The sequence below is a fragment of the Flavobacterium sp. PS2 genome (assembly GCF_046250155.1).
Classification (GTDB): domain Bacteria; phylum Bacteroidota; class Bacteroidia; order Flavobacteriales; family Flavobacteriaceae; genus Flavobacterium.
In genome coordinates, this window is the sequence record NZ_CP176426.1 from 804,723 (window position 1) to 830,268 (window position 25,546).

Consider the following 25,546-nt stretch of genomic DNA (forward strand, 5'->3'; position numbering starts at 1 on the left):
ATTGAAATTTTAAAAAGTATTCTATTTAATCAATTGTGCTAACTGTTTTGTTAGGTTTTTTCTAGAATATTGCTGCAATCCAACTCCGTTTGATTGTAGTTTTCCTTCTAAAAATTGATTATAAAAATCCAAAATTACACTTTTTAATTTCATTTTTTCAGAATAGTCAAAAAACACACCCGTATTTGTCTGAGTTATAATATCTGAGAAGTCAGAACCTTTAGGTCCAATTGCAATTATTGGTCTATTAGAAACCATATACTCAAACAACTTACCAGGAATAATACTCTTTGTATCTTCTGAGTTTATTTCGATTAACAATAAAACCTGAGATTTTCTTTGATGAGCAATAGCTTCGTTATGCGAAACATAACCTAAATTATTCAGGTAATCATTCAGTTTGAACTTCTCGATTGTTTCTAATACTTCCTGACTAACTGCACCAATTAGTTTTACCTGCAAGTGTTGTTTGAATTCAGGGATTTCCTGCAATAACTCAACCAAACATTCCCATAAAAAAAGAGGGTTTCTTTCGGATAAAAAAGAACCAATATGCGCCAAAGTAAATTTGGTATCTAATGTTTGCTTCTCTACATTTTCTACATCATAACCATTGGTAATAACTTCAATAGGTTTTGTTGTTATTTCCTGAAATTCTGCTTTGGTAGTTTTACTTGTAACAAGAATAGTATCGGCAGTATTTAAAACCTGATGTTCTAATTTCTTATGTTTTTTAGCAGCATAACTTGATAAACGCAATGATTTATGATAACCTATCGTAGTCCATGGATCACGAAAATCGGCAAACCATTTTACGTTTAATTTCTGCTTTAATTCTAAACCAATAAGATGCAAACTATGTGGTGGCCCAGAAGTTACAATCGTATCAATATTATTTTCAACAATATATTTTTCTAAAAAAGAAACCGATGGCTTTACCCATAAAACACGAGCATCAGGAATAAATAAATTACCACGAATCCAAAGGAATATTTTATCCAGAAAAGATTGCTTTTTCTGATTCGGAATAATTCCAGAAGCTATTTTCTTTGTTTTGTTTTTCGAAAAAAATGAAGCTAATTGATAAGGCTCAATAATTTTATTCTTAATAACAATTACCTGATCCGAAACTTCGTTCATCAAACCTTCATCAACAATAGGATATGTTGGATTTTCTGGTACATATACAATTGGCTGAACACCAAATTCGGGCAAATATTTTACAAATTTCAACCAACGTTGCACGCCAGGCCCTCCAGCTGGTGGAAAGTAATATGTTATAATTAGGAGTTTCTTTTGTTCCAAGAAAAAAGTGGTTTAATGTTTAAAGTTGCAAACTGAGATTGAAAACCGATTACTTAACGCCAATCGATTTTTTTCTTTCAAAATAAATTCCTCCGATTAAAAGAACTAGCATACCTATTGAACTAGCAAGTGTAATCATACTACCAGTTTTAACAACTTGTGGCTCAAATTTAAATTCGATTGTATGTTTTCCTCCAGGAACCTCAAGTGCTCTTAACACGTAATCTACAGGAAAATGATCTGTAAGTTTTCCATCAATGTAAGCATTCCATCCTTTTTCGTAATAAATCTCAGAGAATACCGCTAAACCATCATTTAAGTTATCCGATGTATATTTAATATAATTTGGTTTATAAACGTCTAATTTTATAGTTCCGCTTGCATCCCATTTTTTCTTTAATCGAGCACTTTTAAATTTAGAACCATGATCATGAATATTAAACACTGCTACATTCTTAGTATCTAAGTGATCCAAAAGTTTCATTTCGGCATCGGCAGTATTTACCAATTTAACATCTTTTACAAACCAAGCATTACCGTTAGTATTTGGGTTTATTGTCGGGAATTCTTGTCCTTCTTTATTTGTTTGGATAATGTATTTTATATTTAACATATCCAATACTTCCATATTATTTTTGGCTATCTGATAGTCAAATAACTGTTGCATTCTTCTTGGTTTTGCAGCATGATATCCACCAATTGATTTATGGAAATAAGAAGCTCTAGCACTTGATAAGTTACCATTTACTTCAAAAACTCTATAATGTGTAGTGTCTTTTAAAATTTGCACATCCGAAGGTGTTTCCTGAAAAGGAACTGCAACCTCTCTTCCGCTTACAAAATCTTTGGCCGAAACATATTTTTTATCAACAAAGAACAAATCAAAAATCATAAAAACACTCACAATAATTAATGCTGCATTTTGAGATAATTTATTCTTGATAAAGAACCATAATACTCCAAAAGTAACTACTATAAAGAATCCAGAACGCAACAAATCTGCTGAGTATAATGTTCTTCTATCTTCTTTTAATGCATCTACAAAATCAGGTCCGTAATTCTCTAAAAAATAACTATCGCTACCTCCTGAAAAATTAAACATACTCTTGCAGAAAACTAATATTAGTAAAACACCAATACTAAATACTCCTGTTTGCACCAATCCTTTTTGCTGTAGTTTTGGGTCAATGTCTTTTAGTTTAAAGAAAGATTGTAATCCCATAATTGCAAGAACTGGGAAACATAATTCTAAAATAACCTGTATAGAAGAAACTGCTCTAAACTTATCATACATAGGAACATGATCGATAAAGAAATCAGTTAATATCGGAAAGTTTTTACCCCAGGAAAGTACTAAAGCAACCATTGCTCCCGAAAAGAATACATATTTAATTTTTCGGTCATCAATAAACAAAGCCAAAATTGCCAAAAAGAAAACAATAGCGCCAATATATGCTGGAGCTGCCACAATAGGCTGATCTCCCCAATACGTTGGCATTGCCGAAACAAAATCCTGAGCTTGACCTTCTGGAACACCTTGTCCAATCATGAATTCGTACATCTTACTATCTGTACCAACATTTTCACTATTAGAACCACCAAATAATCTTGGTGCAATTAAGTTAAAACTTTCAGCAATTCCGTAACTGTATTCTGTAATATAATCACGACTTAATGCGCTTCCGTTTGTATTACTTTTTGAACCATCTGGATTAAATGTTAGTTCACTTTTTCCTCTGGTACTAAAACTAGCATATTCGCTAGTAGCCAATAAATTAGTAGCATTTGCGCCTAAAGCGAAAATTCCGGCTACTGCCAAAACTCCAAATGAAATTAAAAGTGGCTTATATTCTTTTTCTTTAATAAAATTGAAAGTATAATATCCTGAAAGAATCAATAAGAATATCAATAAATAATACGTCATCTGGAAGTGGTTAGCATTAATTTCTAACGCTACCGCAAACATGGTGAGCAAACCTCCGAGAATGTATTTTTTCTGGAATACAAGTATAAATCCAGCGATAACCAATGGCATATACGCAATAGCATGCGCTTTGGCATTATGTCCAACTCCAAGAATGATAATTAAATAAGTAGAGAATCCAAAAGCTAATGCTCCGATAAAAGCCTTAAGCGGGTCGATTCTCAAAACCAATAACAAACCATAAAACCCTAAGAAATATAGAAACAGATAATCTGCCGGACGAGGTAAAAATCGTAAAGCATCATCTATCTGACCTACATAATCATGCGGATAATTAGCTCCTAGTTGATAAGTTGGCATTCCGCCAAAAGCCGAATTTGTCCAATATGGTTCAGAATGTTCAGTTGCTCTGAAATCATTTTGTTCCTTGGCCATTCCGGTATATTGTGCAATATCCGATTGAAAAATCTGTTTTCCTTGTAATACAGGATAAAAATAAATTAAAGAAACGAGTACAAATCCCAATATAACAAGGGCATGCGGATAAAGCTTATTTATTACTTTCAATTTTGGTGGGTTTGGTTATGGATGAAAATCTATTATTTTAACTACAAACTTAATCTATTTCTTCGTAATCAACGTAATCGCCTACTTTTTTGGTTTCACGAGGATTTTTCGCATTGGCCGTGTCAATTATAACCTCATCATTTGTTCTGGTTTTTTGCCATGAATTATCTTGTGGTTGTCTATATTGTTGTTGCTGTTGTCTCTGAAAGTTTTCACCTGCTTTATCTACTACTTTTTTAACTAAAACTGGCAGAAATAATTTTGCCAAGAATCTAAAAATGTAATAAAAAGCAATCATATAAAAAATCGCTTTTATAAGACCTGAAAAAGATGCTGTTTGCATAATCATATAATTTTTTTCAAAAATAATAAATCCATTCTTCAAAATTAAAATATCAATCTTAAATTAATAATAAAATATAGTACATTTGAAATGCGTTATTACTTTTTAACTAATAAAAATAATATGTTTAAAATCAGAAACTTGATTATTTCCAGCGTTTTTTTAACGCCTTATCTTTTTTTCGGACAACATACCGATGTAATTAATTCAAACCGCCCAGGAGAAACAATGTCTGCTTTTGCTGTAGGAAAATCTGTAATACAAGCTGAAGTTGGTGTTTACGGAATTAATGAAAAACATGACTTATTAAATTATAACGCAAGTGGTTTCGGTACTGATTTAACGCTTCGTTGGGGACTTTTTCGTGAGCAACTTGAGCTTATCGCCGATTTGCAATACCAAATGGAAGATTACAGTACTCCTTTTAATAGTTACAAAAAAAATGATTTTAAACAAACCATACTTGGAGCTAAATATTTAATCTACGATCCTTTTAAAAACTACGAAAAGAAACCTAATATTTATAGCTGGAAGGCTAATCAAAAGTTTGACTGGCATCAATTAATTCCTGCGGTTTCTATTTTTGCAGGAGCTAATTTTACTTTTGCAGGAAATCCGTATGCTTTTTCAAATGAATCTAGCATTTCTCCTAAAATCATGTTGATTACTCAAAACCACTTAGGCGATGGGAAATGGGTTTTTGTAACCAATATCATTGCAGATTATATTACCACCGACTATCCTAGTTATGGATATGTATTAACACTTACAAGAGGTTTTAATGATAAATGGTCTGGTTTTGTCGAAAATCAAGGATACAAAAGCGACTTTTATAGCGATTGTATTATTAGAGGTGGTGCTGCATATTTACTAAACAAAAGCATGCAAATTGACGCTTCTATAAGTACTAATTTTAAAGACACTCCTTCTATTTTTTATGGTGGAGTAGGTTTTTCTTGGCGTTACGATGCAAAATACAAAGAGGTTCAGATGAATTTTACTGATAAAAAAGGTAAAAAAGACAAAAACCCTAAAAAAAGCAAGAAAAAAGAAAAAGAAGAAGATTATCAGTTAATGGAACAAAAGCGTAAAGCTACTTTTGAATAAAAACTGTAGTTACTAATACACTATCTCTTAAAAAGGAGAATTTTAAATAAACAATACCGTCTTAATGATTACAATACAAGAAGCTAAAACTAAAAAGGAATTAACCGAATTTGTAAAATTCCCTTTCTCTTTATATAAAGACAATAAATATTGGGTTCCGCCTATTATTGCTGATGAGTTAGAGACTTTTGATAAAACCAAAAATCCTGCATTCGAAAATGCCGAAGCTACTTTTTATGTAGCCTCTAGAAACAATGAAATTGTAGGACGAATTGCTGCCATAATTAACTGGGATGAAGTTAATGGCCAACAAAAAAAGAAAGTTCGTTTTGGCTGGTTTGATGTTATTGATGATATCGAAGTTACCAAAGTTTTACTTGAAAGAGTATATGAATTAGGGCGAAAAAACAACCTGGAATATGTTGAGGGTCCAATGGGATTCTCTAATCTGGATAAAGTTGGAGTTTTAACCGAGGGTTTTAACGAAATAGGAACGATGATTACTTGGTATAATCATCCCTATTACGCAACTCATTTTGAACAATTGGGTTATGTGGTAGAAAAAAAATACGACGAAAGTAAATTCCCTTTTGCTAACGTAAAACCTGAGTTTTTTGAAAAGGCAAATGAGTTGGTTAAGAGAAGATACCAATTAAAACCGCTTAACTTTAAGACAACTAAAGAAGTTATGCCTCACGTAGATAAAATGTTTGATTTATTTAATGAATCTTACGCTTCTTTATCTTCATTTGTAGCAATATCGGATGTACAGAAAGAATACTTCAAAAAGAAATACATCAGTTTTATCAATCCCGAATTTATAAAATTTGTAGAAGATAAAGACCATAACATTGTAGCTTTTAGTATTGTAATGCCATCCTTTTCGGAAGCTTTACAGAAAACAAAAGGAAAATTATTCCCGTTTGGATTTCTTCATTTACTTAAAGCAAAAAAGCATAGTAAGGATATGATTTTTTACTTGATTGGTGTTCACCCTGAGTATCAGAACAAGGCTGTAACAGCTATTATCTTCAATGAATATTACCATACTTTTAAAGAAAAAGGAATTGTTAATTGCTATAGAACTCCTGAATTATCAGATAATGTAGCTATCCATAATTTATGGAAACATTTTGATCCTGTAATACACAAGCGAAGAGCTACTTTTCGTAAAGAATTATAATAAAAAATCCATTCGTTATGCGAATGGATTTTTTTATTCTCTCAGCTCCCAAACTATTTGCAATCGACCTTTGATAAAGTCATTTTTGAATCAAATTTTAAAAGCTTTTTATCTTTAAATACCAATTTACCATTTGTTTCTATAAGGTCTCCATATCCCTCAATAAAAGTTCCTGCTTTTTTCAGGAAAGCAACTTCTCTTATAGAAGAAACTCCTTCAGATTTAAAAGTATAATCAGCAATAAGTGTATCTCCTTTTATGCTCCCTATTATAGTTCCTTCGTTTTTATCTTTTTGATAAATCTTGTACGTCAATTGCCCATCTACTTCATTATGAGAATTTGTGTTTAAAGTCAGTATGACTGTATCCTTATTAGTTACTGATTGAAAACATTGTTTGCCCACAGATTCTTCGATTTTTGCAGATTCGACCGTACTAGGGATTATCTCTTCTTGTTTCTCTTTTTTACAAGAAACCAATACTAATGTAACGGCTCCTATTATTGCTATTATTTTCTTCATAATTATTCCGTTTAAAAGTTTGAATGTTAAATATAGTACATAATAGTCTTAAACAAAAAAAATCCATTCGCATAACGAATGGATTTTTTTATATAATTCCCATATATTCAATTGAATATTGGATTGTAACTATGCATCTAAATCAACTGTAGTTCTACTAGCAATTTCTTTATAAGTTCCATTTTCTAATTTTTCACGAATAGCTTCAAAAGCTGTAAGTGTCTCATCAATATCTGCCAAAGTATGAGATGTAGTAGGTATCATTCTTAATAAAATAATTCCTTTTGGAATAACTGGATAGATAACAATTGACAAGAAAATACCGTAGTTTTCTCTTAAATCATTTACCATTACCATCGCTTCTGGTACACTTCCTTGAAGATAAACTGGAGTTACACATGTATTTGTATCACCAATATTAAAGTTTCTAGAACGTAAACCGTTTTGCAATGCATTTACATTTTCCCAAAGTTTATCTTTCAATTCTGGGTGATTACGCAATAATTCTAAACGTTTTAATGAACCAATTGTTTGAATCATTGGCAATGCTTTTGCAAACATTTGAGAACGCAAATTATATTTTAAATAATCGATAATGTCTTTATCTGCAGCTACGAAAGCTCCGATATTAGCCATAGATTTAGCAAAAGTAGAGAAGTAAACATCAATATCATCCTGAACTCCTTGCTCCTCACCTGCTCCAGCTCCTGTTTTACCAAGTGTACCAAAACCGTGTGCATCATCTACTAATAATCTGAAATTGTATTTTTGTTTAAGAGCAACGATTTCTTTCAATTTTCCTTGTTGTCCTCGCATTCCAAAGACACCTTCGGTAATAAATAAAATCCCACCACCTGTTTCAGTTGCCATTTTTGTAGCACGTTGCAGGTTTTTCTCCATACTCTCAAGATCATTGTGTTTGTAAGTAAAACGTTTACCCATGTGCAAACGAACACCATCAATAATACAAGCGTGAGAATCTACATCGTATACAATAATGTCATTTTTAGTAACCAAAGCATCAATAATAGATACCATTCCCTGATAACCAAAATTTAATAAATAAGCTGCTGGTTTCATTACAAAATCAGCCAATTCATTTTCTAATTGCTCATGATATTTAGTATGACCAGACATCATACGTGCTCCCATTGGGTAAGCTGCACCAAACTGAGTTGCAGCATCAATATCAGCCTTACGTACTTCTGGATGATTTGCTAAACCTAAATAGTCATTCAAACTCCAGTTTAAAATATTTTTTCCACCAAACTGCATTCTTGGGCCAAGTTCACCTTCTAATTTAGGAAACACAAAATAGCCCTCAGCTTGTGAAGCCCATTTTCCTAATGGTCCTTTATTGTTTTGAATTCTTTCGAATAAATCTTTTACCATAAATATATTTTGAAGTAATAATTTTAATTTAAACAGCGTGCAAAAATAATGATTATTATTCTAAAATAGAGTTTGCCATTTATTTTTATTAAAAAATATTCTGAATATCAATATTTAAAAATTAAACCCTATTTTAAAGCCCCATCTTTAACAAGATTAAACCCAATTATAAGTACAAAATTAAATTTTAAGTTATATGCCTTACATGATTTTTATCATAATAAAAGACAAAATAGTCTTTTATTTTTGCTTAAAGATTTAAAACTAAAATAAACCAAACTTGTTATGAAAAAGAATTATAAAATGCCCTTAAAATTGAGAGCTGTTTTTTGTGCAATTTTTGCAATGCTATTATTAGCATCATGTAAAAAAGGAGAAGAATCTACGAATTACACTGATATTAAAACTGATGGAGAAATGGAAGCTGAACTTACAGCTCCACCAATGGTACCAAAACCAGTTGGTAACAGACCTGCCATGAAACTAAAAGTTAATATGGAAATTAAAGAGCAGGAAGGAACTATGACTGATGGTGTAAAATATACCTATTGGACATTTGGAGGTTCTGTTCCAGGAAGTTTTATTAGAACTCGTGTTGGTGATGAAGTCGAATTTCACTTAAAAAACCATCCGGATAATAAACTTCCACACAATATCGATTTACATGCCGTTACGGGTCCTGGTGGTGGAGCATCATCATCACTTGTAGCACCTGGTCATGAAAAAGTGTTTAGCTTTAAAGTAATAAATCCTGGACTATATGTTTACCATTGCGCTACAGCTCCTGTTGGAATGCACATTGCAAACGGAATGTATGGTTTAATTTTGGTAGAGCCTGAAGGCGGTCTTCCTCCAGTAGACAAAGAATACTACGTTATGCAAGGTGATTTTTACACTCAAGGTGAATATGGAGCTCAAGGACTTCAGCCTTTTGACATGAATAAAGCGGTAAAAGAAACACCTGATTATGTTGTATTTAACGGGAAAGTTGGTTCATTAACAAATGGAGGTGAACTTACTGCAAAAGTTGGTGAAACGGTTCGTTTATTTGTTGGTAATGGTGGACCAAACTTAGTATCTTCTTTCCATGTTATTGGTGAAATATTTGATAATGTACATGTAGAAGGTGGAAGCATGATTAATAAAAATGTTCAAACTACGCTAATTCCTGCTGGTGGAGCATCTATAGTTGATTTTAAAGTAGAAACTCCGGGAAGTTTTGTCATAGTCGATCACTCCATTTTTAGAGCATTTAATAAAGGTGCACTAGGAATACTAAAAGTAGAAGGTGCTGAGCATAAAAACATATATTCTGGAACTATCCAAGAAGGTATCTATTTACCAGAAGGAGGAACAATTCAGAAAATGCCTGATAATGGAGCTGCTAAAACAGTAATTCCAAAAAGGACTGTAGCAGAAAAGGTGAAAATTGGAAAAGAGATTTTTGGCACAACCTGTTTTGCTTGTCACCAATCCGAAGGGCAAGGAATTCCTAGTACGTTCCCTCCTCTTGCAAAATCAGATTATCTTAATGCAGATGCTAACAGAGCAATTAAAACAATCCTGCATGGTTTAAGTGGAGAGATAACTGTAAATGGTAAAAAATATAACAATGTTATGCCTAGCCAGAATTTATCTGATGATGAAATAGCAAATGTTATGACTTATATATACAACAGTTGGGGAAATAATAAAACAGATGTTACTCCCGAAATGGTAAAAGCACAAAGATAACAACACCAAATAGTATGCAAAAAAGCATTTTCATTATTATTCTTTTCTTGGCTCATATTACGGGAATGGTATGGGCACAAGAATCGAAAATGGTTCCGATAAAAGAGGGCTTCTTTGTCCCTCTTTACGGGGCTACAACAAAAACGCCTGTCATTGTAAAACCCTTTCTTATAGATGCTTACCCTGTTACAAACAATGAGTTTTTGAGTTTCCTCAAAAAGAATCCAAGCTATAGCAAATCTAAAATAAAAGGACTTTTTGCAGACAAAAGTTATCTGTCTTATTGGAAATCGGATTTTGATTTCGGAAATTCAAATCCAAAAGCTCCTGTTACCAACGTTTCTTGGTTTGCTGCCAAAAAATATTGTGAATGTCAAGGAAAGCGATTGCCTACAATGGACGAATGGGAATATGTTGCCATGGCAGATGAAAAAAGGATTGATGCCAGAACTAAAACGGAATTTAATAAATACATTTTGTCCTGGTACGAGAAATCAAAAACGTATGAAAATCCTATTGGACAAACGTTCAAAAATTATTGGGGCGTTTATGATATGCATGGTTTAGTATGGGAATGGACTTCAGACTTTAATAGTATCTTTTTATCTGGAGAATCCAGAAAAGATAAAAGCGACGATAAGAATCTTTTTTGCGGAGGCGCATCTGTAAATGCATCCGACTTGATGGATTATGCTGCTTTTATGCGATATGCTTTTAGAGGAAGTCTTAAAGCGCAATATTCAACGCGAAATCTAGGTTTTAGATGTGCTAGTACAACAAAGCTATAATTTTAAATCATTTAAAAATGAAAAAAACAATAATGGCAATTTTCATTCTTCTTTTTACTTTGCAAAGTTGCAAAGAATCTAAAAAAGAAGACGGTTTATTAGCCACAGAAGACAAACCAATTAGTGATTTATCTATTTATAATTTGCCCTCACAATGGACAACTCAAGATGGAAAAGATATCGAACTAAAAAGTCTAAAAGGAAATGTTCTGGTTATGGTAATGATTTATACAACTTGTAAAGCTGCTTGCCCAAGATTAGTTGCTGACATGAGAAATATAGAATCTCGATTAAATAAAGAAACAAAGAAAAACGTAAAACTTATTCTCGTAAGTATTGACCCAGAAACTGATACTCCCGAAAAACTAAAAGCATTTGCTATTGCTAATAAAATGGAAAATGACCCGTGGATTTTCTTACGTTCTACAGAAGATAATACTCGAGAATTTGCAGCTGTTCTAGCTGTTAATTATAAAAAAATATCTCCCATAGATTTTTCACACTCCAATATTATAAGTGTTTTTAATCCTGATGGAGAATTGATTTACCAACAAGAAGGCTTAGGAGTAAACAATGACAAAACAGTAGACAGAATAAATCTGGAAGCAGAAAAAATTAAATAGGTTAATTAATTCGTAAAGAACAAGGGAAGATTTTGATTAATCGACTCTTGTTTTTTGTTTTATAATATACTGAGGAATTAACCGCAAGGAGCGCAAAGTTAACCTGTAGCAAAAAAAGGACGCGGATTAGCGCTGATTTATAAAAGTAAAGACGCGGATAAAAACGGATTTTAAAACAATAAAAAGAAAATCCGTCCCGACGCTTCGGGATCGCGTTTTCGCCTTAGCGAATCAGTTTAATCCGCGTTCCTTTTATTGACAAAGTGTTAGAATTCTTTTAATCATAATAATCTGTGGCGAAAAAATATTACAATCTAACATTTTTTGTCTTAATGATTGAAGCTGTAATCAAACTTAACCCTACAACAATAAGGACGCTTGTTCCGAAAATTTCTTCGTAATAACCCCAAAGTGCTCCTTTACCAAAATAAAGAAATCCCCCTTGAATAAATAGCAATATTTCTGTTGCTATATATCCCAAAATAAAACACTTTATTCCTGCACGAAGTAAATAAGATTGATGCGAAAGCAGCTTATTCTGAATTAATACTCCAAGCAAAAATCCTGTGATTATACCTAAAGTTGTTAAATGAATAAAGCCAATTATAAAGCTTCGGATCTGATGTGAAATTTCAGCTAGATTAGGTATCAAAACCAATAATTGTATGCCAATTTTCAAGAATAAAGAACACAACGCCAAACCATATACTATTTTAGTCATTGAATCTAAATTAGCTTTAAACGAGTTTATTTGAAGCTTTAGCATTTTATAAAAATGGACAAAAGCAACCAATTGTAAAACAACTCCAATAGTATTAATCCAACTTAATAAATTATTCTCGACATACCAACTTACAGGAAATGCAACGGTTAAAAATGTAGCTATGATGAGTAGAGTAAAGAATATTTTGAACGACTTTTTTTCTATTTTATCTTCAAATTGCTTTAAGAACAAAGCCAAAACCGCAAACAAAAACCATCCATTAAACTGAAAATGCAGGAAAAACTGAATTGCAATTTGATAAAAAGCACTTTGTTTCCCCAACATACTTACTGCTGGTCCTAAACACCAAACTCCGAAAGTCGAGAAAACCATAAATAAAATCACTGCCAATAAAAGTTTATGATCGCTTCTTTTATCCTTAAAACCATCTCTCCAAACCAGCCAACAAAAAACATAACTGAGTACAATATGCATTGTAGAAAATATAATCGAAAACAAAGCATATCCCTGAATCGGGAAAGTTACCATCATACCAATAACAGCAAATTCGGTAACCCAGAATAACTGATTATAAATTGGTTTCTGACTTTTTTCTTTTGGGATAAAAAAACGAACAATTAAAACATAAATCATCAAATAAGCCCAACCTAACATCGCTACATGTGAATGTGCATGAAGTAAGAAACTATAATTTATATTTAAAGGAAATAGATAGACATAACGCATTAACAACCCCATAAGCGAAGCTATTAAAAAATTAAAGAAGCAACATACAACCCAACTTTTTTGCGAACTCATTTTAGTTAATAATTTCATCTTTATTTAAATTAAAAGTAGTTCAAAATAATCCTAATCTCATATTTATAGAAATAAAAATGCACCGATGTTAATTAATTTATCGGTGCATTCTTTTCATTAATTATACATTCTTATTTTTTAAGAAAACTCTTTTTCCATAATCATTGCTTTAGGAAACAAGATATTATTTTCCAGATGAATATGTGTATGCAAATTCTCTTCAAATTCTTTTAACATAGCATACGTTACTTTGTAAGTGGTACATCCGTCGCTTGGCGCCTGATAATCATTAGTTAGACTGGCAATTTCGCGAAAGCGTTCTCCTTCGGCATCATGCTCATGCATCATCATTGCAATTGGGTTCGATACAGTTCCAAAAGGAGGTTGTGCTAAAGCTTCGTCTGTTTCTTTTGCTTTAACCATCTTTTTTATGAAAGGGAATAACATCAATTCTTCTTTTTTCATGTGTTGAGCTAATTCGCCAGCACATTCGGTAAACAATTGGTTTATCTTAAACAATTCTGGATGATTCCCTCCATGAACACTACAAAGTTTATTTAGAAATTGCATTATAATGATTGATTTATCCTCTACATAACGGTGGTGTGTTTTCTCAATATAATCAGCCAATAAATCCAATGGCCATGAGTTAAAATCTATTGCATTAGTATCTTCGGCTGATAAAGCTTCTTTAATTTTTTTAAGCAAAACTTTAGAGTCAATTTCTTGCTTTGCACAAACTTCATCGATGGTTCTGTTTCCTTTGCAACAAAAATCGATTTTATATTTTGAAAATACTGCAGCAGTTCTAAAGTCTTCTGCTACAAATGTTCCTATTGTTTTATTTTGTAAATTTTCCATGATATTATTTTTATTTTATTATTTTCTTCTGTTTTTTAATGTCAAATCAAAGACAAACCAAGCCGTAGTTATAATTCCTATTCCGAAGATAGAATCCCCTATGGCACGCATCCATTTTAAAGTAATCATTGTAGGTTGTTGCATTAACTCTGATGAACGTGCATACCACATTCCGTGATCAATACTTTCGATAGCTTGCCAAATTCCTATTGGCAACAAACTCAATACAGCCATTAAAAACAACCCAATATTTAATGACCAAAACGTAATTTTAAGCAGTTTCTCGTTCCAGGTAATATTTCTGTATAAACTTCTTAAAACAAAAAGCATTAAACCAATTCCTAACATTCCGTAAACACCAAACAATGCTGTGTGTGCGTGAAGAGGAGTTGTATTTAAACCTTGTACATAATACAATGCAATTGGCGGATTGATAATGAATCCGAAAACTCCAGCTCCAAGGAAATTCCAGAACGCAACGGCTATCATAAAGTAAATTGGCCATTTGTAATCAATAATCCATTGTGTAGATTTTGACAGTTTATAATTTTGATATGCTTCAAAACCTATTAAGGTAAGCGGTACAACTTCTAGTGCACTAAATGAAGCTCCTAATGCCATAATAGCTGTTGGTGTTCCAGAAAAGTACAAGTGATGGAAAGTTCCAAGAATACCTCCCGACATAAAAATAATAGTTGCAAATAACACATTTAAAGTAGCTGTTTTAGTTTTTAATAATCCCAAACGAACAAATAAAAATGCGATAACAACTGTTGCAAATACTTCAAAGAATCCTTCTACCCATAGGTGTACAACCCACCATCTCCAATATTCGGCAATGGCTAAATTTGTTTGTCTTCCCCACATTAATCCTGCTCCATAAAACATGGCAATTGCTGTACAAGAAATCAAGAATAAAATGATTAGATTTTTTTCTTCTGTCTTTTTCTTTAAAATAGGAATCAACGGACGTATCATTAATGCCAACCATAGGAATAATCCAACTAGAAGGAATATTTGCCAGAAACGTCCCAGATCTACATATTCGTAACCTTGGTGTCCAAACCAAAAGTTTTGTACCAAATTTAGTTTTTGCATTACCCCAAACCATTGTCCTACCATAGAACCCAAAACAATGATTAATAAAGCAATAAACAAGAAATTCACTCCAAAACATTGAAATTTAGGGTCTTTACCCGAAACTGCCGGAGCAATATATAATCCTGTAGCCAACCAAGCTGTTGCTATCCAAAAAATAGCCAATTGGGTATGCCAGGTTCGTGTAACTGCGTAAGGTAAAATTTGATCTATGGGAATGCCATATAAAGCATTTCCTTCTACACCATAATGAGCTGTAATTATCCCTAAAGCCATTTGTAAAATCATCAACAAACTCACAACCCAGAAATATTTTTTGATCAAATGCATCGATGGAGTCATTCCCTGATTAAGTATTGGATCTTTACTAGGAAGCGGAAACTCCTCTTCTTCACCCGATTTCGCATGATAAAATACTAGGATTCCGATACTAAAAATCAGTAAAATAATACTGACACCCGACCAGGCAAGCAATTCTTTTGTGGCATTATTACCAACCAATTCGTCTGATGGCCAGTTGTGTGTATATGAAATATCCGAATCGGGACGTTGAGTTACAGTTGCCCAAGTTGCCCAAAAGAAAAATGCATTCATTTTATGCATTCTTGCTTCGTCTTTTATTGAGTTTTTAGGAATTGCATATTCTTCTCTTAATTTATCAAACTTAGGATCATTGGTAAAAAGTCCTTGATAATATTCACTAAGATATTGAATTGCTGCTACTCTATTTTCTGAAATTGTAAGTGTTTGTGAATTTTTATCATAACGATTTGTTCTCACATCTTTTTGTAAGCGTATCTTTAATGCTGCTTGTTTTTCCTTATCTAAGTCATTAAATTCCTTACCATAATCTTCTTTCGAATATTTGTTCAGAATAAACATGGCTTCTCTATGCAACCAATCGGCAGTCCAATCTGGTGCTACATAAGCACCGTGCCCCCAAATAGATCCTACCTCTTGTCCTCCTATACTTTGCCAAACATTTTGCCCGTCTTTAATCTCATCTTCAGAAAAAATAAGTTTTCCGCTATCTGAAACTATTTGTTTAGGGATTGGTGGCGCCTGTTGGTAAATTTCATAGCCATAATACCCCAAAACAGCAAACGATATGCTCATTACCAAAGCAAATGCTATCCATAATTTTTTTTCTCTTTTCATTTTTTTAAATTTCATCAATAAAAGACTTTTTTATCCTTTATTAGTTTAATAAAAAACTCTAACCCACTAATTTATGGATTAGAGTTCTTTAATTATTCAACAATTAAAACACCTTTCATCATGGCAACGTGCCCTGGGAAAGTACATAAAAAATTGTATGTTCCTTTTTTATCTACAGTAAACTCAATAGTATCCTCTTCTCCTCCACCAATTAATTTAGTATGAGCGATAATCGAAGCTTTTTCTGAAGCAGGAATATAATCAGTGTCTTTAGCAGCAGCAGCTTTACCCGCAAAAGCAGCTTCATCTGTACCTTCCTGCAAAATAACTACGTTATGTCCCATCGCAGCTTTAGGAATCTTACCTACGTGTTTTAATGTTAACGTGATAGGTTTTCCTGCTACAGCTTTTAACTCTTTGGTATTAAATTGCATTTGATCATTTCCTTCAATAACCAAAACATTACTAACTGCTGCTGTTTGCCCTTCAGAATCCTCTGTTGGCTCACTTACCTCTGTTGGCGTATCAGTTGGTGCTGTTTCTTTTTTACCACATGAAGTTATTGCTAAACATCCCATTAGCATTACAATCGAAATTTTGACTTTTTTATTCATTTTTGAGTATTTAAATTATATAATATTAATTGTTTTTGTTTAATGCTTTAAGAAAAGAATCTCCTGATTTTACACCTAATGCGAGTTCTTCCAGGGTTGTATTCGTAAGCATATCTAAAAGTAATTCACGTATTTGCTTAAATTGATTATGTACCGGGCAAGGATGCACTTCTGAACATTCTTTTAAGCCAATACCACATCCTTTATATATGTTGTCTCCATCAATGGCATCAACAATCTGAATTAATTTAATAGATTTTACTTTATCAGTAGAAACCTCAAAACCACCTCCTACACCTTTTGCCGAATCTATAATTCCGTTTTTGGTAAGAATCTGCATTATTTTGGCAGTAAACGGTTCTGGAGAGTCAATTTCTTTTGCCACATCTTTTATCCCAACCCTAATTCCTTGTGATGATTTTGTAGCAATAAATATCGAGGCGCGAATACCATACTCACAGGCTTTTGAAAACATAGACTAGTTGATTTAATTTTATACAAATGTATTTAAAAACATATTAAAAGACAAATTTATCTTTAATAGATTTCCAAAATAAAAATCTTACCTTATTTATAACCAGAATAATTTAATTATTCAGAAACACATATTATAAAGCAAGATCCTATAAAAACTAATTTTAGTTTTATCTTTGGTAGATTATAATTTTGTAAAACCAAAAAATGTCTTTAAACAGCACCAAAGAATTGAAACTTGCTGTACTTATCGATGCCGATAATGTACCGTATAGCAATGTAAAAGGGATGATGGAGGAAATTACTAAATTTGGTACTCCAACAACTAAACGTATATATGCCGACTGGACTAAACCTAATGCAAACGGCTGGAAAAGTGTATTACTAGAACATGCCATTACCCCTATCCAACAATATAGTTACACCGTAGGTAAAAACTCTTCCGATTCGGCATTAATTATCGATGCCATGGATTTATTATATTCAGGTAAACTAGACGGTTTTTGTATCGTTTCTAGCGATAGTGATTTTACCAGATTGGCTATTAGATTGCGTGAATCTGGCATGAAAGTAATTGGTATTGGTGAAAAGAAAACACCAAGTGCATTTATTGTAGCCTGCGATCGTTTTATATATATTGAAGTATTAGATGGCGCTATCAAAAAGAAAGAGCCAAAACCTACTACTTCTGACTCTAAAAAACCTGTTGAAAAACCAACTGGAAAACAACCTGAGAAACAAACCGAAAAGCCACTAAACAAAATTGATCTTCAAACAATTGAACTTATCGAAGATACAATTGATGCAATTGGAGATGATGATGGATGGGCATTCTTAGGTGACATAGGTAATCTTTTGGTTAAGAAGAAACCTGAATTTGACCCAAGAAATTATGGCTTTTCAAAATTAACTCCAATGCTAAAATCCTTAACGGATATTCTTGAAATCGACGAAAGAGATTCGGATAAAAAAGGAATCAAACATAATTACGTTCGCTTGAGATACAGCTAACATATTTTACAATTTACATTTACACTTTTCAAATTAAAAATTAAAAAACATGAGAAAAAAATTCTTTATCTACGGATTCTTATTGTTTCTAGTTGTTGCAGCAATTTATCATTATTCTGAGTCAGGACGTGGTTTCTTACTCCTTATTATTATTCCAATACTATTAGTTGTTGGTGTTTATAATACAATTCAAACAAAACATGCTATTTTAAGAAACTTTCCTGTTTTAGGTTATTTCAGGTATTTATTTGAAATGATTGCACCTGAAATTCAGCAATACTTCATCGAAAGATCTACAGACGGTAAACCTTTCTCTAGAAATCAACGTTCATTAGTTTATCAAAGAGCCAAAAATATAGATTCTAGTTCTCCTTTTGGAACACAACTAAATCTTAATCATGATAGTTACGAAGGAATAAAACATTCCATTTTTCCCGCCAAAGTAAATGAAGAATTACCTCGTGTACTTGTAGGTGGTAAAGATTGTAAGCAACCTTACTTAGCGTCTTTACTAAATATATCGGCAATGAGTTTTGGTTCGCTAAGCGAAAATGCTGTTCGTGCCTTAAATATAGGTGCACAAAAAGGAAAATTCTATCAAAATACTGGTGAAGGTGGACTTACAGAATTTCATCTTGCTGGTGGCGGTGATATAACCTGGCAAATAGGTACTGGATATTTTGGTTGCCGTGATGCAAATGGAAACTTTGATGGAGAAAAATTTAAAGAAAAAGCATTACTTCCAAATGTAAAAATGATAGAAATTAAACTATCACAAGGAGCAAAACCAGGACATGGTGGTGTACTTCCTGCATCTAAAAATACAGAACAAATAGCTAAAATAAGAGGCGTACAACCACATACCACAATTTTATCTCCTCCTAGTCACAGCGCATTCTCTGATGCTAAAGGATTAGTTCATTTTGTGGCTCGCTTACGCGAATTATCTAACGGTAAACCTATTGGTTTTAAACTTTGTATCGGTAGCACTAAAGAATTTGAAGACATTTGTCATGAAATGATTTCCGAAGATTGTTTTCCTGATTTTATAACTATCGATGGTGCCGAAGGTGGTACAGGTGCAGCTCCGCTAGAATTTGCAGATGGTGTGGGTATGCCATTTGAGCCTGCTTTAATTTTTGTAAATAAAACATTGATTTCTCTAAATATTAGAGATAAAATGAGAGTAATTGGTAGCGGAAAAATCATCTCTGGATACTCTATCCTTCATGCTGTAGCACTTGGTGCTGATATGTGTAATAGTGCCAGAGGTTTTATGTTCTCATTAGGTTGCATCCAGGCTTTACGTTGTCATAATAATGAATGCCCAACTGGAGTTGCAACACAAAATAAAATGTTGATGAAAGGTTTAGTAGTTACTGATAAATCCGACCGTGTATTTCATTTCCATAAAAATACCTTGCATTCGGCAAATGAATTATTGGCTGCTGCAGGAAAAACACGTTTTGCTGATGTCGACATTAATATCTTTATGCGTGGTGATGAATTTACCAATTTATCCGAACTATATTTCCCAGATAATCTAACAAGCGTTACCAAACGCTAAATATAAAAAGCCTCTTTGTTTTACACAAAGAGGCTTTTAAATTTTTAGGACGTTTTATAAGTTTACTTTTCTTTTAGCAACTCTTTTAATTCTTCCTTATTAATTATCACTTTGGACAAAACTGTATTATCCTTAGCTAAAAAATACACATGAAAAGATACTCCTTCCTCGATTAACGCTTTAGGGAGTTGTTCTTTTTTAATCATTTCAGCCAACAAATCAGGAAATGCCTTGCTATATTTTTGTTTATTTGATTCGTTTTGCTCTAAATCGGTTTCTATTCTTATTTCAATTTTATTATCTTCTAAATATCCTCTGGCAGTAGTTCCAGTAATATTTTCACCTTTAAAACTTGGCGCTATACTAGTATTATAAGTAATAACGTATTCCTGAAGTTTTTGTTTGGTGTTTTTACAACTTACTAATGACAATATAATAACGATAGCAAATGAGAGTTGGATAATTTTCTTAATCATATTTTTTTCTTTTGAGTTGAATCAATAAATCATTAATTCAAACATAATCTAATTATATTTCATACGCAATACCTATCATTGGACTGACATTCATACACCTTTGTCAAAGTTTTGAACCAAGGCTGCAAGGAACATATTCTACTTTCCGCAGGATTACCATATAAAATATAACATACAGTGTCCCTAAAACTCCTGAAGCCTCATAAAAACTACAAAGTCGAAATTCCATCAAAACTTTGTAACTTTGTATGAACATCTTTTTAATTACACACCTATATATAATGGATCTCGTTTTTGCTTCGAACAATAAAAATAAAATTGTGGAAATACAAAGTATACTCGACGGTAGTATAAAAATATTAAGCTTAGAAGACATTGGTTGTCACGAAGACATTCCAGAAACTGCTGATACTATTGAAGGTAATGCTATTCTTAAAGCCGATTATGTAACCAAAAAATATGGTTACGATTGTTTTGCCGATGATACAGGACTTGAAATAAGTGCTTTAAATGGAGAACCTGGAGTATATTCAGCCAGATATGCCGGAGAACAACGCAACTCTGATGATAATATGAATAAAGTTTTAAACGGGCTTAATAATGTTTCTAACCGAAAGGCTCATTTTAAAACTGTAATTGCATTAAATTTAAACGGAAAGCAACACCTATTTACAGGTATTGCTGATGGAAGTATTACTCAGGATAAAAAAGGAGATCAAGGCTTTGGCTATGACCCGATTTTTCAACCTGAAGGCTATGAAGAAACTTTTGCTGAATTACCCTTAACTGTTAAAAATAAAATTAGTCATCGCGGAAAAGCAACCCAACAACTTATTGATTTTCTGAACCTCGTTCAATAATTGTTTAGAATGCAACATTTTACATCCCAAATTTTAAATTTCTAGACGTTTTTTTGCTGCAATTTCATAAAAAACGATGATAAAATACTTAATCAAAAACATAACCGTTTGATAATCAAATCATAATAAATATACAATTCTTAAAATAGCATTAGTTTATCTGAATAATTAACAGTAATTTTGCACCCTATTTTAAAAATACATATGAATAAATTTGAACAATTAGGATTGAGTGAATCGTTACTGAAGGCGATTTTAGATCTAGGATTTGAAAATCCGACTGAAGTACAGGAGAAAGCGATTCCCCTATTATTGGAAAAAGACACAGATATGGTTGCGTTGGCTCAGACAGGGACAGGGAAAACGGCAGCTTTTGGTTTTCCGCTAATTCAAAAAATTGATGCCAACAACAGAAATACACAAGCATTAATTTTATCTCCAACCCGCGAGCTTTGTTTGCAGATTACTAACGAAATTAAAAACTACTCTAAATACGAAAAAGGTATTAATGTAGTAGCAGTTTACGGTGGTGCAAGTATAACAGAACAAGCTAGAGACATAAAAAGAGGAGCACAAATTATTGTGGCTACTCCAGGTAGAATGCAAGATATGATTAACAGAGGATTGGTAAACATTTCTCAAATCAACTATTGTGTTCTTGATGAGGCTGACGAAATGTTAAACATGGGATTCTACGAAGATATCGTAAACATCTTATCTACATCTCCAGACGAAAAAAGCACATGGTTGTTCTCTGCAACTATGCCACAAGAAGTTGCTAGAATTGCAAAACAATTCATGCACGAGCCATTAGAAATTACTGTTGGAGCTAAAAACTCAGGTTCTTCAACTGTATCTCACGAATTTTACTTAGTAAATGCACGTGATCGTTACGAGGCTTTGAAACGTTTAGCTGATGCTAATCCAGACATTTTCTCTGTAGTTTTCTGTCGTACTAAAAGAGATACTCAGGCTGTTGCCGAAAAATTAATCGAAGATGGATACAGCGCTGCTGCATTGCACGGAGATTTATCTCAGGCGCAACGTGATGGTGTAATGAAATCTTTCCGTGGAAGACAAATTCAGATGCTTGTAGCTACTGACGTTGCTGCACGTGGTATTGATGTTGATAGTATTACTCACGTTGTAAACTACCAATTACCTGACGAAATCGAAACTTACAATCACCGTTCTGGACGTACTGGTAGAGCTGGAAAATTAGGAACTTCTATCGTAATTGTTACTAAAAGTGAATTACGTAAGATCTCTTCTATCGAAAGAATTATCAAACAAAAGTTTGAAGAAAAAACTATTCCTTCTGGAATCGAAATTTGCGAAATCCAATTATTGCACTTAGCAAACAAGATTAAAGATACTGAGGTTGATCACGAAATTGACAACTATCTTCCTGCTATTAACAATGTTTTAGAAGGATTATCTAAAGAAGAATTAATCAAGAAAATGGTTTCTGTTGAATTTAACCGTTTTATTGCTTATTACAAAAAGAACAGAGATATCTCTAATCAATCATCTGGTTCTGAAAGACGTGATGATAGAGATGGTGCTGCAAGACCTAATAACAATGGTGGTGCAACAAGATATTTCGTAAACATTGGATCAAGAGATAATTTTGATTGGATGTCATTAAAAGATTACTTGAAAGAAACATTAGACTTAGGTCGTGATGACGTTTTCAAGGTAGATGTAAAAGAAGGTTTCTCTTTCTTTAACACTGATCCTGAGCACACTGACAAAGTAATGGAAGTATTAAACAACGTACAATTAGAAGGACGTCGTATTAATGTTGAAATTTCTAAAAATGACGGTGGTGGAAGACGTGACCATAACGGAAGAAGTTCTGGTGGTGGTTTTGGTGGCGGAAGAAGTTCTGCTCCAAGAAGAGAAGGTTCTGGTGGCGGATTTAGAAGCGACAGAAATTCTGCTCCAAGAGAAGGTGGTTTTAGAAGCGACAGAAACTCAGCTCCAAGAGAAGGAGGTTTCAGAAGCTCGGCTCCAAGAAGTGAAGGTGGTTCTGATAGAGCTCCAAGACGTTCTGAAAGCTTTGGTGATTCATCAAGACCAAGAAGACCAAGAAGAGATTAATACTCTTTGTTAATTTTCTTATAATTATACTTGAAGACTACAAAATATTTAATCCTGATTTACTACTTTTAAAGTTTTAAATCAGTTTATGAAATATTTTGTAGTTTTCTTATTTTTAGTACTTTCCACGACCGCGTTTTCTCAAGACATTGAGCATTCTCAACGAGTATCTGGTTACATTGTTAACGACAACACAAAACTTCCTCTATCTAGCGTAAACATCATTAACCTTAATAAGGTAAGAGGTGCTACATCTGATGCTAAAGGATATTTTGAAATTGATGTACAACCAAATGATACCTTACACTTCTCTATTTTAGGATTCCAATCCTTAAGAATTCGTGTTACGAATGACTGGATAAAAAACAAAGTCACAAAAATTCAACTTACTGAAAAAGCAATTGCCCTTGAAGAGGTAATTATACGCCCTTTTAACCTAACTGGTTATCTGGAAGTTGACTCTAAACTGATTCCTGCAAAAGAAAATTATCGATATAGTATTTCGGGTTTAACCCAAGGATATGAAGCTGGAGAATATTCGCCAAATGCCTTTGGTAAAGTATTAGGATCCATCTTTAATCCGACAGATGTACTTTATAACTTTTTCGGAAAAAACCCCAAGGAGCTCAAGAAACTCAAGGAAATGAAAAAAGACGATACAGTGCGTAACTTATTAGAATCTAAATTTGACAGGGAAACCGTAGCTGTACTTCTTGGAGTAAGCAAAGATGAAATTCCTGAGATTTTAAAACGTTGCAACTACTCCGATTCTTTTATACAATCGGCAAATGACTTACAAATAATGGATGCCATAAGCGGTTGCTACGAACAATATAAAATACTTAAACGTAATTAAAATTACTTTAAATAATAAAAAGCAAATCCTCTCTACCAAAAGTAGTTGAGGATTTTTTTTTTGCGTCAGCATTAGGCATCATAGCTATTTCAATATAAAATTCGTACTTTAACTGTAAATAAAACCTCTATTACAATGAAACGAAGAATAAACAAAGTCTTGGATTTTATAGACCTTCACAAAGGAGAAGAAGACAAAAAGAAGGTAATCGAAAATATTACCGGTGCCATTTCTTTTAGAGGTTCTAATTTATGGATATTAGCATGTGCGATACTTATTGCATCTGTTGGTCTGAACGTAAATTCTACTGCTGTAATTATAGGTGCCATGCTAATATCGCCTTTAATGGGGCCGATTGTTGGAGCTGGTTTTGGTTTAGGCATGTACGACTTCGAATTGGTCAAAAAATCCATTAAGAACCTTCTTATCGCTACATTTGTAAGCTTAGCTATATCGACTATCTATTTTTATGTAAGTCCCTTTAAAGAAGCTCAATCTGAGCTTTTAGCAAGAACATCACCAAACATATATGATATCCTAATTGCCTTTTTTGGGGGATTAGTTGGTGTAATTGCAGTAACCAGAGTCGAAAAAGGAAATCCTATTCCTGGTGTAGCTATTGCCACAGCATTAATGCCTCCTTTATGTACTGCTGGATATGGCTTGGCATTAGGAAACATTAGCTATTTTTTTGGTGCCATGTACTTATACACTATAAACTGTGTGTTTATTTGTATTGCCACTTTTGTGATTGTAAAATTTCTAGAATATCCTGTTGCAGAACAACTGGATTTAAAACGCGAGAGACAAGTAAAATACGGAATTTCAATTCTTATAATGCTTATGATTTTGCCTAGTATTTATTTTGCTTATCAGCTATTTGTTGAAAAAAGCTACACTCAAAGGACTGAAATTTTCATTAAAAAAGAATTTACCGACCATGATTACCCAATAATATATGAGAAAATAGAATATAATTCGAAACCTAAGAAAATAAAACTTGCCTTTTTATCTAAAAAATTCAACCATCAGGAAATTGTTGATTTGAATAAAAAATTGGTCGAATACAACCTACTTAATACGCAACTAATAATTCAGCAAGATACTTTTAATCTAAGCAATGATGTTCTTAAAAGGATAAACTCTAGCAAGGATTTAGTAGATAAAAAAGATATTCTCATTAATAGTTTACGAGAACAACTATCCGAATATCAATTTAACAATGAGCAAATTACAAACGAATCAAAAGCATTATTCCCTTATATATCGGCATTAGCCATTGGAAATTACTCTTATAAAGATGGACAAACTACTAAAATAATTCCAATAGTTTTATATCAAAGCAAGAAAGAGTTAGACCGTGAAATGGATAAAAGATTAAAATCATGGCTCAAAATTCGACTAGCAAAAGATTCGATAGAAGTGTATAAACAGGCATCTAAATAAGAAATAGCATCTG

Annotated in this window: 22 protein-coding genes; 11 read left to right on the plus strand and 11 right to left on the minus strand. The window is 32.8% G+C overall.

The genetic code is table 11. From position 1 onward, the window contains the following. Positions 1-21: 21 nt before the first annotated feature. From ACJ6WR_RS03395 to ACJ6WR_RS03405, 3 genes are read right to left on the minus strand one after another with little or no spacing between them, the layout of a single operon-like run. Entirely contained in the window at positions 22-1,305 is a 1,284-nt protein-coding gene (locus ACJ6WR_RS03395) for a glycosyltransferase family 4 protein (protein ID WP_409417054.1), read from the minus strand. A gap of 49 nt (positions 1,306-1,354) precedes the next feature. After that, positions 1,355-3,796, minus strand: a complete 2,442-nt coding sequence (locus ACJ6WR_RS03400) for a YfhO family protein (protein WP_409417055.1) — start codon at positions 3,794-3,796, stop codon at positions 1,355-1,357. A gap of 49 nt (positions 3,797-3,845) precedes the next feature. After that, positions 3,846-4,139 (minus strand): DUF4834 family protein, encoded by a 294-nt coding sequence (locus ACJ6WR_RS03405; protein WP_039117189.1) that lies wholly within the window; start codon positions 4,137-4,139, stop codon positions 3,846-3,848. A 123-nt stretch (positions 4,140-4,262) separates the two neighbouring features. On the opposite strand from ACJ6WR_RS03405, the gene ACJ6WR_RS03410 reads away from it, so the two are divergent. After that, complete coding sequence (locus tag ACJ6WR_RS03410) at positions 4,263-5,246, plus strand: transporter (protein WP_039117133.1); 984 nt, start codon at positions 4,263-4,265, stop codon at positions 5,244-5,246. Positions 5,247-5,310: 64 nt separating this feature from the next. Further along, positions 5,311-6,429: a hypothetical protein gene (locus tag ACJ6WR_RS03415; RefSeq protein WP_039112617.1), complete on the plus strand. Its 1,119-nt coding sequence runs from the start codon at positions 5,311-5,313 to the stop codon at positions 6,427-6,429. A gap of 53 nt (positions 6,430-6,482) precedes the next feature. On the opposite strand, the gene ACJ6WR_RS03420 is transcribed toward ACJ6WR_RS03415, so the two are convergent. Together ACJ6WR_RS03420 and ACJ6WR_RS03425 are read right to left on the minus strand one after the other, a co-directional pair. Beyond that, the gene (locus ACJ6WR_RS03420) at positions 6,483-6,950 is read right to left on the minus strand and encodes a hypothetical protein (protein WP_039112616.1); all 468 of its coding nucleotides are present in this window, start codon (positions 6,948-6,950) and stop codon (positions 6,483-6,485) included. 129 nt (positions 6,951-7,079) lie between these two features. Then, positions 7,080-8,342 (minus strand): aminotransferase class I/II-fold pyridoxal phosphate-dependent enzyme, encoded by a 1,263-nt coding sequence (locus ACJ6WR_RS03425; protein WP_039117131.1) that lies wholly within the window; start codon positions 8,340-8,342, stop codon positions 7,080-7,082. Between the two features lie 345 nt (positions 8,343-8,687). Here ACJ6WR_RS03425 and nirK point away from each other — a divergent pair, with 345 nt between their 5' ends. Genes nirK through ACJ6WR_RS03440 form a run of 3 tightly spaced genes read left to right on the plus strand, consistent with a single transcriptional unit; the run spans position 8,688 to position 11,487 of the window. Next, positions 8,688-10,076 (plus strand): copper-containing nitrite reductase, encoded by a 1,389-nt coding sequence (gene nirK, locus ACJ6WR_RS03430; protein ID WP_409417914.1) that lies wholly within the window; start codon positions 8,688-8,690, stop codon positions 10,074-10,076. Positions 10,077-10,090: 14 nt separating this feature from the next. Further along, positions 10,091-10,864, plus strand: a complete 774-nt coding sequence (locus ACJ6WR_RS03435; RefSeq protein ID WP_409417056.1) for a formylglycine-generating enzyme family protein — start codon at positions 10,091-10,093, stop codon at positions 10,862-10,864. Positions 10,865-10,881: 17 nt separating this feature from the next. Beyond that, positions 10,882-11,487, plus strand: coding sequence for an SCO family protein (locus ACJ6WR_RS03440; RefSeq protein ID WP_409417057.1), 606 nt, complete (start codon positions 10,882-10,884; stop codon positions 11,485-11,487). A gap of 307 nt (positions 11,488-11,794) precedes the next feature. Here the strand turns inward: ACJ6WR_RS03440 and ACJ6WR_RS03445 are convergent, their stop codons facing one another. The 5 genes from ACJ6WR_RS03445 to ACJ6WR_RS03465 all read right to left on the minus strand — a co-directional run bounded on the left by ACJ6WR_RS03445 (position 11,795) and on the right by ACJ6WR_RS03465 (position 17,215). Continuing rightward, positions 11,795-13,027, minus strand: coding sequence for a hypothetical protein (locus ACJ6WR_RS03445; RefSeq protein ID WP_409417058.1), 1,233 nt, complete (start codon positions 13,025-13,027; stop codon positions 11,795-11,797). A 120-nt stretch (positions 13,028-13,147) separates the two neighbouring features. Beyond that, positions 13,148-13,870, minus strand: a complete 723-nt coding sequence (gene ric / locus ACJ6WR_RS03450; protein WP_409417059.1) for an iron-sulfur cluster repair di-iron protein — start codon at positions 13,868-13,870, stop codon at positions 13,148-13,150. Between the two features lie 18 nt (positions 13,871-13,888). Beyond that, on the minus strand, positions 13,889-16,126 hold the full coding sequence (locus tag ACJ6WR_RS03455; RefSeq protein WP_039117188.1) for a nitric-oxide reductase large subunit: 2,238 nt from the start codon (positions 16,124-16,126) through the stop codon (positions 13,889-13,891). Positions 16,127-16,218: 92 nt separating this feature from the next. After that, positions 16,219-16,740 (minus strand): azurin, encoded by a 522-nt coding sequence (gene azu, locus ACJ6WR_RS03460; RefSeq protein ID WP_039112606.1) that lies wholly within the window; start codon positions 16,738-16,740, stop codon positions 16,219-16,221. A gap of 25 nt (positions 16,741-16,765) precedes the next feature. After that, positions 16,766-17,215 carry an Rrf2 family transcriptional regulator gene (locus ACJ6WR_RS03465; RefSeq protein ID WP_039112605.1) on the minus strand — a complete coding sequence of 150 codons (450 nt, stop codon included), beginning with the start codon at positions 17,213-17,215 and terminating at the stop codon, positions 16,766-16,768. Between the two features lie 206 nt (positions 17,216-17,421). On the opposite strand from ACJ6WR_RS03465, the gene ACJ6WR_RS03470 reads away from it, so the two are divergent. Then, positions 17,422-18,225 carry an NYN domain-containing protein gene (locus tag ACJ6WR_RS03470; RefSeq protein ID WP_039112604.1) on the plus strand — a complete coding sequence of 268 codons (804 nt, stop codon included), beginning with the start codon at positions 17,422-17,424 and terminating at the stop codon, positions 18,223-18,225. 49 nt (positions 18,226-18,274) lie between these two features. Further along, the gene (locus ACJ6WR_RS03475) at positions 18,275-19,792 is read left to right on the plus strand and encodes an FMN-binding glutamate synthase family protein (RefSeq protein ID WP_039112603.1); all 1,518 of its coding nucleotides are present in this window, start codon (positions 18,275-18,277) and stop codon (positions 19,790-19,792) included. Between the two features lie 62 nt (positions 19,793-19,854). On the opposite strand, the gene ACJ6WR_RS03480 is transcribed toward ACJ6WR_RS03475, so the two are convergent. Further along, positions 19,855-20,268: a hypothetical protein gene (locus tag ACJ6WR_RS03480; protein WP_409417060.1), complete on the minus strand. Its 414-nt coding sequence runs from the start codon at positions 20,266-20,268 to the stop codon at positions 19,855-19,857. 281 nt (positions 20,269-20,549) lie between these two features. Between ACJ6WR_RS03480 and ACJ6WR_RS03485 the strand changes: the two genes are divergently transcribed. The 4 genes from ACJ6WR_RS03485 (at position 20,550) to ACJ6WR_RS03500 (ending at position 25,533) form a co-directional block, all read left to right on the plus strand. After that, on the plus strand, positions 20,550-21,128 hold the full coding sequence (locus ACJ6WR_RS03485; RefSeq protein WP_039112600.1) for a non-canonical purine NTP diphosphatase: 579 nt from the start codon (positions 20,550-20,552) through the stop codon (positions 21,126-21,128). Between the two features lie 204 nt (positions 21,129-21,332). Beyond that, a complete protein-coding gene (locus ACJ6WR_RS03490; RefSeq protein ID WP_039112599.1) occupies positions 21,333-23,231 on the plus strand; it encodes a DEAD/DEAH box helicase in 1,899 nt (632 codons plus the stop codon). An 88-nt stretch (positions 23,232-23,319) separates the two neighbouring features. Then, complete coding sequence (locus ACJ6WR_RS03495; protein WP_039112597.1) at positions 23,320-24,087, plus strand: carboxypeptidase-like regulatory domain-containing protein; 768 nt, start codon at positions 23,320-23,322, stop codon at positions 24,085-24,087. Between the two features lie 135 nt (positions 24,088-24,222). After that, positions 24,223-25,533, plus strand: a complete 1,311-nt coding sequence (locus ACJ6WR_RS03500; RefSeq protein ID WP_409417061.1) for a TIGR00341 family protein — start codon at positions 24,223-24,225, stop codon at positions 25,531-25,533. The last annotated feature ends 13 nt before the right edge of the window (positions 25,534-25,546 follow it).

Excerpts from the sequence above, each read along its gene's own strand:
- ACJ6WR_RS03405 (WP_039117189.1), bottom strand. The coding sequence starts at position 4,139 with ATGCAAACAGCATCTTTTTCAGGTCTTATAAAAGCGATTTTTTATATG.
- ACJ6WR_RS03410 (WP_039117133.1), top strand. The coding sequence starts at position 4,263 with ATGTTTAAAATCAGAAACTTGATTATTTCCAGCGTTTTTTTAACGCCT.
- ACJ6WR_RS03415 (WP_039112617.1), top strand. The coding sequence starts at position 5,311 with ATGATTACAATACAAGAAGCTAAAACTAAAAAGGAATTAACCGAATTT.
- ACJ6WR_RS03420 (WP_039112616.1), bottom strand. The coding sequence starts at position 6,950 with ATGAAGAAAATAATAGCAATAATAGGAGCCGTTACATTAGTATTGGTT.
- ACJ6WR_RS03425 (WP_039117131.1), bottom strand. The coding sequence starts at position 8,342 with ATGGTAAAAGATTTATTCGAAAGAATTCAAAACAATAAAGGACCATTA.
- nirK (WP_409417914.1), top strand. The coding sequence starts at position 8,688 with ATGCTATTATTAGCATCATGTAAAAAAGGAGAAGAATCTACGAATTAC.
- ACJ6WR_RS03435 (WP_409417056.1), top strand. The coding sequence starts at position 10,091 with ATGCAAAAAAGCATTTTCATTATTATTCTTTTCTTGGCTCATATTACG.
- ACJ6WR_RS03440 (WP_409417057.1), top strand. The coding sequence starts at position 10,882 with ATGAAAAAAACAATAATGGCAATTTTCATTCTTCTTTTTACTTTGCAA.
- ACJ6WR_RS03445 (WP_409417058.1), bottom strand. The coding sequence starts at position 13,027 with ATGAAATTATTAACTAAAATGAGTTCGCAAAAAAGTTGGGTTGTATGT.
- ric (WP_409417059.1), bottom strand. The coding sequence starts at position 13,870 with ATGGAAAATTTACAAAATAAAACAATAGGAACATTTGTAGCAGAAGAC.
- ACJ6WR_RS03455 (WP_039117188.1), bottom strand. The coding sequence starts at position 16,126 with ATGAAAAGAGAAAAAAAATTATGGATAGCATTTGCTTTGGTAATGAGC.
- azu (WP_039112606.1), bottom strand. The coding sequence starts at position 16,740 with ATGAATAAAAAAGTCAAAATTTCGATTGTAATGCTAATGGGATGTTTA.
- ACJ6WR_RS03465 (WP_039112605.1), bottom strand. The coding sequence starts at position 17,215 with ATGTTTTCAAAAGCCTGTGAGTATGGTATTCGCGCCTCGATATTTATT.
- ACJ6WR_RS03470 (WP_039112604.1), top strand. The coding sequence starts at position 17,422 with ATGTCTTTAAACAGCACCAAAGAATTGAAACTTGCTGTACTTATCGAT.
- ACJ6WR_RS03475 (WP_039112603.1), top strand. The coding sequence starts at position 18,275 with ATGAGAAAAAAATTCTTTATCTACGGATTCTTATTGTTTCTAGTTGTT.
- ACJ6WR_RS03480 (WP_409417060.1), bottom strand. The coding sequence starts at position 20,268 with ATGATTAAGAAAATTATCCAACTCTCATTTGCTATCGTTATTATATTG.
- ACJ6WR_RS03485 (WP_039112600.1), top strand. The coding sequence starts at position 20,550 with ATGGATCTCGTTTTTGCTTCGAACAATAAAAATAAAATTGTGGAAATA.
- ACJ6WR_RS03490 (WP_039112599.1), top strand. The coding sequence starts at position 21,333 with ATGAATAAATTTGAACAATTAGGATTGAGTGAATCGTTACTGAAGGCG.
- ACJ6WR_RS03495 (WP_039112597.1), top strand. The coding sequence starts at position 23,320 with ATGAAATATTTTGTAGTTTTCTTATTTTTAGTACTTTCCACGACCGCG.
- ACJ6WR_RS03500 (WP_409417061.1), top strand. The coding sequence starts at position 24,223 with ATGAAACGAAGAATAAACAAAGTCTTGGATTTTATAGACCTTCACAAA.